Annotated in this window: 13 protein-coding genes; 8 read left to right on the top strand and 5 right to left on the bottom strand. The window is 71.0% G+C overall.

Annotated elements, in window-relative coordinates:
• The first annotated feature begins 67 nt into the window (after nucleotides 1-67).
• Complete coding sequence (locus AB0H62_RS50160; protein WP_220239009.1) at nucleotides 68-3,502, top strand: S8 family serine peptidase; 3,435 nt, start codon at nucleotides 68-70, stop codon at nucleotides 3,500-3,502.
• 59 nt (nucleotides 3,503-3,561) lie between these two features.
• On the opposite strand, the gene AB0H62_RS50165 is transcribed toward AB0H62_RS50160, so the two are convergent.
• Nucleotides 3,562-4,614, bottom strand: a complete 1,053-nt coding sequence (locus AB0H62_RS50165) for a helix-turn-helix domain-containing protein (RefSeq protein WP_360592907.1) — start codon at nucleotides 4,612-4,614, stop codon at nucleotides 3,562-3,564.
• Between the two features lie 91 nt (nucleotides 4,615-4,705).
• On the opposite strand from AB0H62_RS50165, the gene AB0H62_RS50170 reads away from it, so the two are divergent.
• The 3 genes from AB0H62_RS50170 (at nucleotide 4,706) to AB0H62_RS50180 (ending at nucleotide 7,111) form a co-directional block, all read left to right on the top strand.
• Nucleotides 4,706-5,842 (top strand): cytochrome P450, encoded by a 1,137-nt coding sequence (locus AB0H62_RS50170; RefSeq protein ID WP_360592908.1) that lies wholly within the window; start codon nucleotides 4,706-4,708, stop codon nucleotides 5,840-5,842.
• 109 nt (nucleotides 5,843-5,951) lie between these two features.
• Nucleotides 5,952-6,542 carry an HdeD family acid-resistance protein gene (locus AB0H62_RS50175; RefSeq protein ID WP_360592909.1) on the top strand — a complete coding sequence of 197 codons (591 nt, stop codon included), beginning with the start codon at nucleotides 5,952-5,954 and terminating at the stop codon, nucleotides 6,540-6,542.
• 44 nt (nucleotides 6,543-6,586) lie between these two features.
• Nucleotides 6,587-7,111 (top strand): DUF6069 family protein, encoded by a 525-nt coding sequence (locus AB0H62_RS50180; RefSeq protein WP_354885519.1) that lies wholly within the window; start codon nucleotides 6,587-6,589, stop codon nucleotides 7,109-7,111.
• 565 nt (nucleotides 7,112-7,676) lie between these two features.
• On the opposite strand, the gene AB0H62_RS50185 is transcribed toward AB0H62_RS50180, so the two are convergent.
• Both AB0H62_RS50185 and AB0H62_RS50190 read right to left on the bottom strand, forming a co-directional pair.
• Nucleotides 7,677-7,898, bottom strand: a complete 222-nt coding sequence (locus AB0H62_RS50185; RefSeq protein WP_360592910.1) for a hypothetical protein — start codon at nucleotides 7,896-7,898, stop codon at nucleotides 7,677-7,679.
• 103 nt (nucleotides 7,899-8,001) lie between these two features.
• Nucleotides 8,002-8,814, bottom strand: a complete 813-nt coding sequence (locus tag AB0H62_RS50190) for a DUF1295 domain-containing protein (protein WP_360592911.1) — start codon at nucleotides 8,812-8,814, stop codon at nucleotides 8,002-8,004.
• A 52-nt stretch (nucleotides 8,815-8,866) separates the two neighbouring features.
• Here AB0H62_RS50190 and AB0H62_RS50195 point away from each other — a divergent pair, with 52 nt between their 5' ends.
• Nucleotides 8,867-9,358, top strand: a complete 492-nt coding sequence (locus AB0H62_RS50195) for an emopamil-binding family protein (protein WP_360592912.1) — start codon at nucleotides 8,867-8,869, stop codon at nucleotides 9,356-9,358.
• Here AB0H62_RS50195 and AB0H62_RS50200 read toward each other — a convergent pair.
• Nucleotides 9,342-9,881 (bottom strand): D-alanyl-D-alanine carboxypeptidase, encoded by a 540-nt coding sequence (locus tag AB0H62_RS50200; RefSeq protein ID WP_360592913.1) that lies wholly within the window; start codon nucleotides 9,879-9,881, stop codon nucleotides 9,342-9,344. The two genes, AB0H62_RS50195 and AB0H62_RS50200, sit on opposite strands and share 17 nt — an antisense overlap.
• Nucleotides 9,882-10,104: 223 nt before the next feature.
• Between AB0H62_RS50200 and AB0H62_RS50205 the strand changes: the two genes are divergently transcribed.
• The 3 genes from AB0H62_RS50205 to AB0H62_RS50215 are packed head-to-tail and all read left to right on the top strand — an operon-like array spanning nucleotide 10,105 to nucleotide 12,721.
• A complete protein-coding gene (locus tag AB0H62_RS50205; RefSeq protein ID WP_220239001.1) occupies nucleotides 10,105-10,800 on the top strand; it encodes a response regulator transcription factor in 696 nt (231 codons plus the stop codon).
• On the top strand, nucleotides 10,797-12,233 hold the full coding sequence (locus AB0H62_RS50210; RefSeq protein ID WP_360592914.1) for a HAMP domain-containing sensor histidine kinase: 1,437 nt from the start codon (nucleotides 10,797-10,799) through the stop codon (nucleotides 12,231-12,233). Before AB0H62_RS50205 ends, AB0H62_RS50210 begins: the two co-directional genes overlap by 4 nt.
• Nucleotides 12,230-12,721 (top strand): GerMN domain-containing protein, encoded by a 492-nt coding sequence (locus AB0H62_RS50215; protein ID WP_220238999.1) that lies wholly within the window; start codon nucleotides 12,230-12,232, stop codon nucleotides 12,719-12,721. The genes AB0H62_RS50210 and AB0H62_RS50215 overlap by 4 nt, the downstream gene beginning before the upstream one ends.
• 6 nt (nucleotides 12,722-12,727) lie before the next feature.
• On the opposite strand, the gene AB0H62_RS50220 is transcribed toward AB0H62_RS50215, so the two are convergent.
• Nucleotides 12,728-13,924, bottom strand: a complete 1,197-nt coding sequence (locus AB0H62_RS50220) for an MFS transporter (RefSeq protein ID WP_360592915.1) — start codon at nucleotides 13,922-13,924, stop codon at nucleotides 12,728-12,730.
• Between the last annotated feature and the right edge of the window lie 304 nt (nucleotides 13,925-14,228).

Here is a 14,228-nt window from a genome sequence, read left to right on the forward strand (position 1 = left end):
CGACTGTGCTCGATTTCGTCGGGGCCGGTAACTTTCGAACCCTTCGAGAAGGAAGTGGGAGCTGCACATGCGGCGTTCCTCGCGATCCGTTCGCGCGCTCGTAATAGCCGCGACAGGCGGTCTGGCACTGGCCGGGGTCACCCAGCTCGGCAGTCAGGCCGCCGTCGCCGCGCCCACCGCTCAGGCGAGCAGCGCACCGCAATCGGTGATCGTGGTCCTCAAGGACCAGCTGCCCGACGCGCCGGCCACCAAGGCGGCTTCGGGAACCCGGCGGGCCAAGGCGACCCAGCAGCAGGAGTCGGTGCTGGCCAAGCTGGCCGGCACGGCGCCGGCCAAGGTCAAGCACTTCGCGCTGGGCAACGCGTTCTCCGCCACGGTGACGCCGGACCAGGCAGCGCAGCTGGCGGCCGACCCGGCCGTGGCACAGGTGCTGCCGGACAGCAAAGTAACGCTGCCCGACGCGAACCCCGCGGGCAAGAACGCGGACGCCGGCGCGCCCAAGGCCGGTGGCGGCACGGCGCAGAACCAGGACCCGAACGCGATCTGCCCGACCGACCCGGCGAAGCCGTTGCTGGAGCCCGAGGCGCTGACCTCGATCCACGCGTACAGCACCGACGGGTCCAAGGCCGCTTCGGACCTCGCCGACGGCTCGGGCGTGAAGGTCGCGTTCCTCGCGGACAACATGGACCCGAACTACGCGGACTTCATCCGTCCCGACGGTTCGCACGTCTTCTCCGACTACCAGGACTTCTCCGGCGACGGTCCCGCCACGACCGACTCGGGCGCCGAGGCGTTCGGCGACGCGTCGTCCATCGCCGCGCAGGGCGTGGTGGTGCACGACCTGTCGAAGTTCGTGAACGAGAAGCACCCGCTGCCCGCGGGCTGCAACATCGTGGTGAAGGGCGTTTCGCCGGGCGCGAGCCTGGTGGGGCTCAACGTGTTCGGCTCCACCGCCACGAACTCCGCGGTGCTGCAGGCGATCGACTACGCGGTGACCGTGGACCACGTCGACGTGATCAACGAGTCGCTGGGTCTGAACCAGTACCCGGACGCGAGCTCGCGCAACCTGTTCCAGGTGTTCAACGACGAGGCCGTGGCCGCGGGCGTCACCGTCACCGCCTCCAGCGGCGACGCGGGCATCACGTCGACCATCGGCAGCCCGGCCACCGACCCGCTGGTGATCTCCGCCGGCGCGACCACGGACAACCGGCTCTACGCGCAGACCACCTACGCGGCTTTCCCGTTCTCCAACGGGAAGTGGACGAGCGACAACATCTCCGCGCTGTCGTCGTCGGGCATCACGCAGAACGGGCGCACCATCGACCTGGTCGCCCCGGGTGAGGGCAACTGGGCCGACTGCGCGCCCGCGTATGCCGAATGCCGCAACTTCCAGACCGTGCCGCAGCCGACGGACCTCGAATCCTTCGGTGGCACCAGCGAGTCGGCCCCGCTGACCGCGGGTGTCGCCGCGCTGGTGATCCAGGCCTACCGCGGCACGCACCACGGCGCGTCGCCGACGCCCGCGCAGGTGAAGCAGTTCATCACCGGCACCACGCGTGACCTCGGCCTGCCCGCCGACGAGCAGGGCTCCGGCCTGCTCGACGCGCGCGCGGCCGTGGAGGCGGCACTGACCTCGCCCGGCACTTCCGGTGCCCCGGCGGGTGTCTCGTCGAACATCGCCCTGTCCGCCGACCAGCTCACGCTGGAAGGCGCGCCGGGCAGCACGCAGAAGGCCACGGTCAACGTGACCAACGTCGGCACCAAGCCGCTGACGGTCACGGCGGGCACGCGCTCGCTCGCGCCGCTTTCGGCGCAGACGCAGACCACCGCGTTCGACTCGACGAAGCTGCCGACGTTCCCGTACTACAACGGCACGGACTGGGCGTACAAGAAGGTCACGTTCTCGGTGCCCGCCGGTGCGCAGCGCCTGCTCGCGCGGATGGCGTGGCAGGGCAGCCCGAAGACCGTGAACGGCCAGTCGGTGACCCCGGTCGTGCGCGTGTCGCTGCTGGCGCCGGACGGCACGTTCGTGGCCAACAGCCGTCCGCAGGGTGGCGCGGCCACGGCGAACTACGCCAACGTGGACGTCACGCGCCCGGTCGCGGGCACGTGGACCGCGGTGCTGTACTCGGCGGGTGGCCCGACCGGCTACACCGGCAACATCCAGCTCGCCACCTCCACTCAGCGGGCGATTCCGTACGGCCAGGTCTCGCCGGGCGTACTGACGCTGAAGCCGGGCCAGACCAAGCCGGTCAAGGTTTCGCTGCAGACCCCGGCGACGGGCGGCGACGCGGACTACTCGATCACGTTCGGCAGCTCCGACGGCCACCAGACCACCGTGTCCGCCGTGCTGCGCGCACTGGTCCCGACCAAGAACGGCAAGGGTTCCTTCGGCGGCACGATCACGGGCGGCAACGCGCGGGCCGTCTCGCCGGCGCAGACGTTCTCGTACGAGTTCGACGTGCCCAAGGGCAAGAAGGACCTCGACGTCGCGGTGAAGCTGCAGGACCCGGGCACCGTCATCGACGGTGTGCTCGTGGACCCGAACGGTGAGCTCGCCGACGTGAACAGCAACGTGTTCCTCAGCTCCGCGAACCAGCTGTCGCAGGGCACCACGCTGCAGCTCACGGACGCGAACCCGCTGGCGGGCCGCTGGCACTTCGTGGTCGTGGTGCAGAACCCGGTGACGGGCAAGCAGATCGACCAGCCGTTCACCGGCACGGTGGGCTTCGACCAGGTCGTGGTGAGCGCTCCCGCGCTGCCGAACTCGGCCTCGAAGAAGCTGGCCGCCGGCCAGGCCGTCAAGGTGCCGGTGACGGTGCGCAACACGGGCGTCGAGCCGATCGCGATCGGCGTGGACGCGCGGACCAACGCGCAGCAGACCCTGCAGCCGCAGCCCATCCAGGGCTCGACCGACGTCGATCTGCCCGAGGTCGGCGCCAACGCGCCGATCTACTCGATCCCGCCGGACACGAGCAAGTTCACCGTCGCGACGTCGTCGTCGGTGCCGGCTCAGGTGGAGCTGCAGGGCTCGGCCGCGGGCATCGACGTGCTCGGTGACCTGAAGGCCGCGCAGGCTGGCAGCACCGTGTCCGTCGCGACGATCGGCGAGAAGCAGGGCTATGTCACGAAGGGCATCTGGTTCGCCAGCGTCCAGGAGATGGGCCCGTTCGGCCCGTCGGGTGCCCCGGCCGGTCACGCGTCTTACACGGCGTCGATCAAGACGGCGGGCTTCGACGCCGCGGTGAGCTCGTCCACCGGCGACCCGTACGACCAGTCCGTCGACCCCAACGGCACGGGCGGCACGCCGCTGCTCGTCCAGCCGGGCCAGACGGTGACCGTCACCGTGACGATCACACCCTCGGGCAAGCGCGGCGCGTCGGTGACCGGCCACCTCAACCTGGTGACCGTGCCGACCCTCCCGACCGGCGTGACGGGCCTCCCGCAGGTCGGCACCGGTGAAGTGATCGCGACGCTACCGTACAGCTACAAGATCGGCTGAGTGTCGTTTCCGGACAACCGGGCCGTCAGTCCTTTTCGGACTGGCGGCCCGGTTTTCTTTCAGCCCGTCGCCGCGGCGTGGCAGGCGCCGAAGCCTTCGGCGCGACGCACGACGCGGCTCGAGGTGATCCGCACGGCCGTTTCGGTCGCATCGCTCACCGCCGAAACCCCGGCCGCCGACGCGATCGCGCCGGAGTCGTCGCGCAGCACCTGCAGGCGCGGCCACGCCGAAGCCGGGAAAGCCCGGCGCAGGTGACCACGCAGCTCCGCCAGCGCGAGGTGCGTCAACGGCGACAGCTCCGGCGCCGAGCCGGTGACCACAGCGACTGTGACAGCGGCGTCCGCAGGTGCGGCGCGGACGGCCTCCTCCGCGGCGGAAAGCCGGTGCAGGCCGAGGATCGCGACGACGCCGTCACCGGACAGCTCGGCCGGCCGCGACCGCAGTGAGTCGAAGGCCGCGGGCGGAACCCAAGGTTCGTCCACCGGCTGCGCGTGCGCCACGATCGGCGGGACCGCGGGCCACGTGTCAGCCAGCCCCAGGGCGGGCAGGGCTTCGCACGCGCGCACGACGTTGAACGGTTCGCCGAAGCCCGGCGCGGCCGCGGCGAGGCCGGTGGCGCCGTGCAACGTGGTCAGCGCGAGTTCGGCGACGCGGACGAGGCGGCCCGCGGACGGGGCGAGCCGTTCGAGGGCCAGGCCGAGGACCACGGCTTCGAAGCGCAAGAGCTGGGCGTACGGGCGGTGGGTGAGCTCGTCGGCGAGGATCTCCGGCCCCAGGTCCACGCCGAGACGTGGGCCGCGGTCGGTGGCGAGCGGCAGGCGGGAGACCCAGGCTCGAGCGAGGGCGCCCAGGGCCTCCGCGGTCGTGAGGGCGGGGTCCGAAGCCGGGGGCTCGGCGGCGACGCGCTCGGCCTCCTCCGCGAGCACGGCGAAGTACAGCGCGCGCTTGCCGGGGAAGTTCGAGTAGACGGCGCCGCGGGTGAGCTCGGCGCGTTCGGCGATCACGTCGATCTTCGCTTCGCGGAAGCCGCGCTCGGTGAACTCGTCGCGCGCGGCGTCGAGCACCTTCGCGCGGTTGAGCTCCTGAGCCTCCGCTCTGGTCAGCCGGGCCATCGTCCTCCTCGTGCTCCCTTGCTGGTCACGATAGCGCTCGGGTACATATGATGAGACCATCTGATTTCACCATCCAGAATGAGGAGTGCCCGTGACCGACGTCCCCGAGATCGACCTGACCGACCCCGCGGTCCACCGCGACCCGTTCGCCGTCTACGGCGCCGCCCGCGAGCACGGCCCCGTGGCCAAGCTCGTCGGCCCCGGCTTCGGCCCGCTGTGGGTCGTCACCCGCCTCGCCGACGCGCGGGCGATGCTCACCGACCCGCGCTTCGCGCTCGGCCCGGGCAGCTACCAGGCGCTCGACGTGCCCGAGCACTGCCGGCCGTACCTGCGGACGATGCAGGAGATGGAAGGCGCGGAGCACCGGCGGCTGCGCGGCCTCGTCTCCCCCGCGTTCACGGCGCGCCGTGCGGCGGACCTCCGGCCGCGGATCGAGCCGATCGTCGACGAGCTGCTCGACGGCCTCCCCGCCGAGCGCGCCGACCTGCTGACCGGGTTCGCGCAGCCGTTGCCGATGGAGGTGATCTGCGAGCTCGTCGGCGTGCCCGAGGCGGATCGGCCGCGCTGGCACAGCTACGGCCAGAACGTGGTCGCCGGCTCGGGCGAGAGCTTCGCCGCCGCGGTGCCCGGCATCATCGACGGCGCGCGCGGCCTGACCACGCCGCCGGCGAGCGAGTTCCTCGAACTGCTGGCCGGGACCGAAGGCCTCACCGAACCCGAGCTCGTGACCCTCGTCTGGCAGCTCGTGCTCGCGGGGCAGACGCCGGCGAACTTCGTCGCCAACGCCGTCGAGGCCCTGCTCACCCATCCGGACCAGCTCGCCGTGCTGCGCGCGGAACCCGGACTGTGGCCGACGGCGATCGAGGAGCTGATGCGGTGGTGCGGACCTCAGCTGCTGACGATTCCCCGGCAAGCCACCGAGGACCTTTCCCTGCACGGCGTGGCGATCCGGGCGGGCGAGCCCGTGTCGGCCGCGATCGCGTCGGCGAACCGCGACCCGCGCGTGTTCACCGATCCCGACCGCCTCGACGTGCGCCGCACCGAGGGCGGGCACCTCGGGTTCGCGTACGGCCCGCACTTCTGCCTCGGTGCGGCGCTCGCGCGCGTGGAGGCGGAGGTGGCGTTGCGGGGGTTGCTGGAGCGCTTTCCCGCGCTGCGCCTGGGCGACGTGCGGCGCGCGCCCGACCCCGGCACGTGGCGGCTCGCCGGGCTGCCGGTGAGCTTCTGACGTCCTCTTCGGACACTTAGTCACCGATCGGGTGAACAACGAAGCGGTGCTTGGATCTTCCTGCGCTGCTAACGTTTTCCCAGGTCAGCATCGTGCTCGGGAGGCAAGCATGTCCGCACACATCTCTGCTGGGGTCGGTGGTCTCGTGATGGACCCGCGGCAGACGTGGCCACTGGTTCTCGTGCGTGGTGTGCTGGCGGTGGTGTTCGGCGTGATCGCGCTGATCTGGCCGGGCGTCACCGTGCTGGCGCTGGCACTCGTTTTCGGTATTTACGCGCTCGTGGACGCTGTGGGTGCGTTCATGCAGGCGTTCCGCCCGGGCGACGGCGCGCACCGGTTCGCGTACGCGTTGCTGGGTCTGCTCGGGCTCGCCGCGGGGGTGATCGCGCTGGTGTGGCCCGGCGCGACCATCCTCGTGCTGGCGACGCTCGTCGGGGCGTGGGCGGTGGTCACGGGCGTCGCCGAGATCGTCGCCGCGATCCGCCTGCGCAAGCAGATCACGGGCGAGGCGTTCCTCATCCTGGCCGGCGCGGTGTCCGTGATCGCGGGGGTGCTGGTGCTGATCCACCCGATCGCGGGGGCGTTCGGAATCGCCTTGCTCGTGGGCATCTACGCGTTGCTGTACGGGATCATGCTCGTCGTCCTGTCCTTCCGCTTGCGGCGCGTCGCGAAACTCGACCAGGCGAACGAGCCCGCTTAGGACGACAATCGAGTGGGACAGCTTCGTTGACGGAGGGATCCGTGATGGCGCAGAACCCGTACGACCAGGACGCCCGACCCGGCATCGACGCGGCGCGGCTGTGGGCGGGCGGCGTCGCCACGGCGGTGGTGGCGGCGCTCGTCGCCATCGTCGGCCTGCTCATCGCCCGCGGCATCTTCGACGTCCCCGTGCTCGCCCCCAAAGGCGAGGGCGCGTGGGGCAGCGCCAGCACCACCGCGTATGCGCTCGCCGCCGCTCTTGCCGCCCTGCTCGCCACGGGCCTCATGCACCTGCTGAGCGTCGCGACGCCCGCGCCCAGCCAGTTCTTCGGCTGGATCATGGTGCTCGTGACGCTCATCGCGGTGGTCCTGCCGTTGACGTTGACGGTCGAAACGAGCGCCAAATACGCGACGGCCGCGATCAACCTCGTGATCGGCTTGGTGATCGCCATCGTGGTGAACAGCATGGCGGCCAACGCACGCACTTTGCACCGGCGCAAGCGCTCCCCGCGCCCTGACGCCCCGACGCAGCAGTGGAACGAACCACCGTCGAACTTCTACGACCGCTAGAGGCAACCACCCGTCCTCCCCGAACGTGTTCCGCACACAGTCTCGGGGAGGACGACATGCTCACGGAATTTCTCACGGGCGCGGCCCTGTTGAGCGCATCTCTCACGGCACCAGGTGACGTCGGCTGGTCCCTGTGGCCCTCGGAAGTGGCGCCAGGCGGCGAAATGCACGCGGAAACGTATGCCGCCCAAGGCAACGGCTGCAGCCCCTCCGGCCCCGTCACTTCGCCCGGCTTCGCCACCCCCCTCCGCTGGACCACCGGCGGCAATTGGGGCCGCGCCGGCGGCACCGGCACCGCCGCCACCCGCCCTGGCACCTACACGGCCACCTTCCCCTGCACCGACGGCCGCGTGGCCACCGCAACGTTCACTGTGGTGGGGACGCCGCCTTCTTCGGTTACGCCGCCGTCTTCGCCGCGACCTTCCTCGCAGCCCACCACTCCGCCGCGCCCAGCTCCTGACCGGAACCAGCCGCAGGTGACGGTCCGCCCTGTGGGCGCACCACAAACGGGTGGTGGCGGGTTGGCTGTTTCGTTCACGGGGTGAGTGTCTACTGAGGACATTCGTCACGGCGTCATTCGCCTGAGCCTCCCGTTTCCGGAAACGCGGCCACTCGCACAGACGCCGATCGCGCTCGACTCGACGGCATCCACACCGTCAGGACGATCGTGGTCGGCATCGGCGGCGCCCTGGCGCCGGTACTCGCGGCGCCGCGGCAGCAGACCGCCGAGCACGACCTGGCGACAAAGGGTGCGGAACTGCGGCTCCGCGAACACGCCATCCGGCACTGCGCCACCGAACGGCGGATCAACGAGCTCTACCTGAAACCCTGCCGACCGCGACCAGTTGCAAGAACGCGAAGTGCGGCGCCCCCGGCGAAGCGAACGAAACTCAGCCCACCGGAACCCGGCTCCGAGGAATCCACGGCACAACAGCCGAAGTCCGCTTCTGATATTCCGCGTACTCCGGGTACCGCCCCCGCGTGATGGTCTCCGTGAAGATCGTCGATCCCACGAACAGCAGCGTCAGCAGGACCGCGCCCGCGATCGTCCAGGGGATTCCGCCGAAGGCCACGGCGCCGAACACGAACACCAGCCACCACTGGGCCTGTTCGAAGAAGAAGTTCGGGTGCCGCGAGAAGCGGAACAGACCACTCTGCAGGAACCGCGGCGAAGGCACCCGCCCGGCGTCCTGCTCGCCTTTCTTCCACTGGTGGAAGTTCCACTGCTGCTGATCCGCGACCGTCTCCCCCGCCAGGCACGCGACGAAGATCACCGCCACGATCACATCACCCACACCGAACGGCGACCGATACTCCAAGGCCGTCCACGCCGGCAGCGCGATCAGCAGCAGAATGGCGTTCTGGTAGATCGTGATGAAGAAGAAGTTGAAGACCTGAAACTGCCAGGGCGCCATCTTCCCGCGCAGCACCACCCAGCGGTAGTCCTCGCCGCCGCGGGCGTAGCCGCCCTTGCGGGCGAAGTTGAAGGTGAGGCGCAAACCCCAGAGAAGCACCAAGACGAACATCACGTCGAGGCGCGCGTCGGCGAAGCCTGCGAAGGCGGCGAAGATCGCGACGTACGCCACGGGCACCAGGGACCAGATCCGGTCCACCCACGAGTACTCGCGCGTGATCACCGAGAGCACCCAGCACAGGGCGCAGACGCCCGCGAAGACGCAGAGGCAGACCTGGAACGCGTTCATGCCCGCACTCTACTGCCCGAGTACGCCCGAGCCGCCCGCTTAGGATCATCCTATGAACCTGCCGCTGCGCCGACGCGGGATCGACATCTTCTTCGCGATCGTGTTCGCCGCGTTCACGATCACCTCGCTCATCAGCGACCTGCTGCCGACCGTGGGCGTCGACTTCTCGGGCCCGTCGGACAACTTCTTCGTGAACTCCAACTACTGGTACGCCCACGACGCCGACATCCTCTTCATGCACCCGCCGGACTGGATGCGGATCGTCACGGGGCTCTCGGCGTTCGTGTACATGCCGTTCTACGTCGTGCTCGTCGTGTGCCTGCTCGCCGGCAAGAACTGGATCCAGCTGTTCGCCGTGATCTACGCGACGATGATCGTCACGCTCACCGGCGTCGTCGTGTTCGGTGTGGAGTTCTTCGGCGACCCGGCGATGCGCACGGGCAACCCGGTCAAGTTCCTGGCCTTCAACCTCTGGTACGTGCTCGTGCCCCTGCTCCTGCTGATCCGCATGCGCAAGCCGATGCCGTTCACCCGGCGGTTCTGACCAATACGGCCGCGCCCGGGTGCGGCAGGCGGATCGGCAGCGTGTCGGCGTGGTACTCGAAGTGCCACCACTCGTTGTCGTAGCGGCGGTGCAGGTGGTAGGCCGCGCCGTGGCGTTCCAGCCACTGCGCGCCTTCCGTGGGCCGCACGTCGAGCGCGAAGCCGCCGACGTGGGCCGACTGCTCGGGCGGCAGCACGAGCCGGCGGGCCGCCCACGCGGAACCCGTGCGCCGGACCTCGGCGGTGAACATCGCGTGCTGCCGGGCGGCGTCGCGGTGGCCGGAGGTGAGGCCGATCAGCTGCCCGTCGCGCCAGAACGCGTCGGTGCGCGCCGCCACGAACGCCTCGCGCGCCGCGGCCGTGAGGCCCGCGAGGTCCTCCGCCGGGTAGCGCAGCGCGAGCGCCCACTGGCAGGCGAGCCGGCGGGCGTGGTGGGGCGAACGCACGAAAGCCACCGGCAGCAGCAGCACGGCCACCAACCGGGCAGCCACGGCGTAGGCACGGGAGCGGAGCAGTTCGGTCATGGTGTCCACGGTCGCGGCCCCGTGTGCGCCGACGGTCGAAGTCGTGTACGCGGACCCCGACAGTTTTGTAACAGCTCCGCACGGACGAGGCTGTTACGCAACCATGACATTCCGCGCACCCCGCGATGAGACCGGACGCGGATCCTCTCGGGAGGTGTCCGCTGTGGACTGTCCGGGGAATCCGGACGGGCGGGCCCGGAAGTGCGCTGCGATAGTGGGAGACATGCCCCGGGTGCTGTTGATCGAAGACGACCAGGCCGTGCGAGACGGCCTGCAGATCGCCCTGACCTACCAGGGTCACACCGTCGACGCGGTGGAAAGCGGCGAGGAAGGGCTCGCTCGGCTGAGCGCGGGTCCGGCCGATGTCGTCGTGCTCGACCTGATGCTGCCCGGGATGGACGGGTTCGAGGTGTGCCGGCGCATCCGCGCGACCGGTGATCTGCCGATCATCATGCTCACCGCGCGCAACGACGACATCGACGTGGTCGCCGGGCTCGAGGCCGGGGCCGACGACTACGTGGTGAAGCCCGCCCAGCCGCGCGTGCTCGAGGCCCGGATCAAGGCCGTGCTGCGGCGCACCGGCGGCGAGCAGCGCCAGGCGGGCACGCCGAAACCCGAGGTCGAGCGCCACGGCGACCTCACCATCGACCGCGACGGGCTCGTCGTGAGCAAGCACGGCCGTCCCGTCAGCCTCGCGCCCACGGAGATGCGGCTGCTGCTGGAGCTGTCCGCGTCGCCGGGCCGGGTGCTCAGCCGCCAGCAGCTGCTGGAATCCGTGTGGGACCAGGGTTACCTCGGTGATTCGCGGCTCGTCGACGCGTGCGTGCAGCGGCTGCGCGCGAAGATCGAGGACGACGCCGCGGCCCCGGTGTACGTGCAGACCCTGCGCGGTTTCGGGTACCGCTTCGGGCCGCTGTGACCGGCGCCCGGTTCCGCAAGCTCTGGCCCGGCTGGGGCCTGCGCACGCGGCTGCTGCTCGCGTTCGTGCTGCTGAGCGTGCTCACGACCATCGCCGTCGCCGGGTTCGGGTACCGGACCGCGCGCAACACCATCCTGACGAACACGCAGGACAACGCGGTGCGGGAGCTGAGCAGCCGCATCCAGCTGCTCTACCCGCTGCCGGTGGACCAGCCGTCGGAGGGCCAGCTCGACCAAGTCGCCGGCGAGATCGCCGGACGGACCGGCAACGCGCTCGTGACCGCCGGCGGCGTCTCCGGCGGTGATCTGCCCTCGTCCGTGATCACGGACGAGGTCAAGGAGATCGTCGGGCGGGGCTCGATCGCCTGGCAGCGCGTGGACGTCGGCGGCGAAACCCGGCTGCTGATCGGCACTCAGCTGCGGCTCACGACCAGCAGGTCACACGAGACGGTTCCGTCCGGGATCGAGGTCTTCGTGCTGCAGCCCTTGGACGCCGAGAGCGAGAGCATCGCCACGCTGGCCCGCAGCGCGTGGCTGACCGGCACCGGCGCGGTGGTCCTGGCGCTGCTGCTGGCGCTCGCGGCCGCCCGCAGCGTGCTCGGGCCGGTGCGCGAGCTGCGTCGCGCGGCGCACCGCCTCGGCGAAGGCGACCTGGACACGCGCCTGACCATCCACGGCACCGACGAGCTCGCCGAGGTCGGCAAGACGTTCAACACCACCGCGGAGTCGCTGCAGCACCACGTCGGCGAGCTGGAACGGATGGAGTCGGACGCGCGGCGGTTCGTCGCCGACGTGTCCCACGAGCTGCGCACCCCGCTCGCCGCGATGACCGCGGTCACCGAGGTGCTGGAGTCCGAGGTCGCCGGCCTGCCCGAGATCGCCGGGCGCGCGGTGCGGCTGGTGAGCCAGGAGACCCACAACCTCACGCGGCTGGTCAACGACCTCATCGAGGTCACCCGCTTCGACTCCGGGTCCGCGTCGCTCGCGCTCGACGAGGTGGACGTCGCCGAGGCGATCGGCGTCACCCTGCGCGCCCGCGGCTGGGTCGGCGAGGTGGCCACGGAGCTGCCGCCGGGTGTCCGCGCGCGGCTCGACCCGCGCCGGCTCGACGTGGTCGTCGCGAACCTCGTCGGCAACGCGCTGCGCCACGGAGCGCCGCCCGTCCGGCTGAGGTTGAGCACGGCGGAGGAATCGCTCATCATCGAGGTCACCGACGAGGGCCCGGGGCTGAAAGAGGAGGTGCTCCCCCACGTGTTCGACCGCTTCTACAAGGCCGACACCGCGCGCAGCCGCTCCGAGGGCAGCGGACTCGGGCTCGCGATCGCGTGGGAGAACGCCAAGCTGCACGGCGGCGAGCTCACCGCCGCCAACCGTCCGCAAGGCGGTGCGATCTTCACGCTGCGGCTCCCGCTGAACCCGGGCGGTGAGGCGTGATCCGGCGCGCCACCAGGTCGTTCGGGTACGTGGCACTCGTGCTGGTCGCGCTGGCCGCCACCGCGTGCGGTGTGCAGCCGAGCGGCGCGATCTCCGGCGACGAGGCGCCGAGCGGCCCGCCGTCCACCGCGCCGGGCACGCCGGCGATCAGCTCGATCTACCTCGTGGCCGACGGCGCGGTCGTCCGGGTCCAGCGCCCCGGTCTGGACCAGACCGATTCCGCGCTGATCGACGCGCTGGTACAAGGTCCGACGTCCACAGAGAAGGCGTCCGGCTTCACCACCGAGGTCCCGCAGACCGCCCTGCCGGCCGCCGTGATGATCTCCGCATCGGAAGTCACCGTGCAGCTGGCCACCGACGTGCAGGCGCTGTCTTCCTTGGCCGTGTCGCAGATCGTGTGCACGCTGCACCTGCGTGACGCCCCGGACGGCAGCGTGTTCACGCTCGTCGGCGGGGGCAACGTCCGCAGTGGCGAACGCTGCGGCTGAGCGCCTTCAGCCGACTTCGGCCGGTTCGCGGACCTGACGCGGCGCGATCACCGGCGCCGCCACCACCGCGGCCACGCAGAGCGCGAACGGCACGGCGAACGCGACGTTCAGCGGCATCCACCGCGTGAGCCCGCCGATGAGGGCGGGGCCGGCGAGCAGCCCGACGTACCCGAGTCCGACGACCCGCGCCATCAGCGCACCCGACGCCCGCGTGTCGAGGTTGCCGGCCGCGGTGAACAGCTGCGGCACGCCGCCCGCGAGACCCAGGCCGAAGATCGCCCAGCCGACCAGCGCGAGCGGCACCCAGGGCGACAGCGACGCGGTGGCGAGGCCGACGGCCGCGAGCGCCGAGCCGTACCGCACCACCGCGACCGGCCCGGCCAGCGCGGCGACCCGGTCGGTGGCGAAGCGGCCGACGGTCATCGCCACGGCGAAGGAGCCGTACGCGAGCGCGGCGGTGCTCGCCGACGTACCCAGCACGTCCTGCAGGTGCAGCGCGGCCCAGTCGTTCGCGACGCCCTCGGCGAGCATCAGCGCGAACGCGAGCGCGCCGAGCAGCCAGACCACGCGCGACGGAGCCCGGCTCGGCGTGACCGGCGCGGGACCCGTTTCGACCGGCTCGGGACGACCGGAGTCGAGCAGCAGCCGACCCGCGGCCAGCGAAGCGACGACGCACAACGCGCCGGTGGCGCCGAGCGTGACGGCCGTGGGAATGCCCGTGCCCAGCACCGCCGCCCCGACCACGGCGGCGAGCGCGCCACCGATCGACCACATCGCGTGGAACGCCGCCATGATCGGACGCGGATAGGCGCGTTCGACGACCACGGCCTGGGCGTTCATCGCCACGTCGAGGGAGCCGTTGAAGAAACCGAAGACCACCAGAGAAAGCCCGAGCGCCCACCAACTGGTGGCCAGCCCGGGCAGGAAGAGCGCGAAGCCCAGCAGCACGCCGGCCGCGGGCACCACGCGGCGGTGGCCGAAGCGGTCGGCGAGCGGGCCGGACACCTGCATCCCGACGAAGGCCGCGCCGCCGAGCACCAGCAGGAGCGCGCCGAGCGTGATGTGCGAGATGCCCGTAGCGCGCTCGACGACCGGGATGTGGACCACCCACATGCCGACGGCGAACCCGTTGAGCGCGAAGAAGCTCCACGTCGCGACGCGCGCACCGCGCGGCAACCCTGCAGACGGGGACGATTCGGTCATCGCAGTCGGATCCTCCTCGGGTTCGGCACTCGCATGGTCGCACAGCGACCTCGGCAACGCACAATCCTTTTGTTCGAACGATCACGCCAAACGATCGAACTTGCTCACTCGCCCCTGCCCACTCACCCCGGCTCGCGCACCACCTGCTCGATCACCCCCGGCTCGCGCACCCCTGCTCACCCACCACCTGCCCACTCGCCCTGGTCGCGCACCTGCCGAGGCGACCACAGCGCGAGATCGCGCCGGCTTCCGGATGGGGCGGTGCGATCGGCCCCCGGCCGATCCGACCGCCCCATCCGGAAGC

The sequence above is a fragment of the Amycolatopsis sp. NPDC050768 genome (genome assembly GCF_040654155.1).
GTDB lineage: Bacteria > Actinomycetota > Actinomycetes > Mycobacteriales > Pseudonocardiaceae > Amycolatopsis.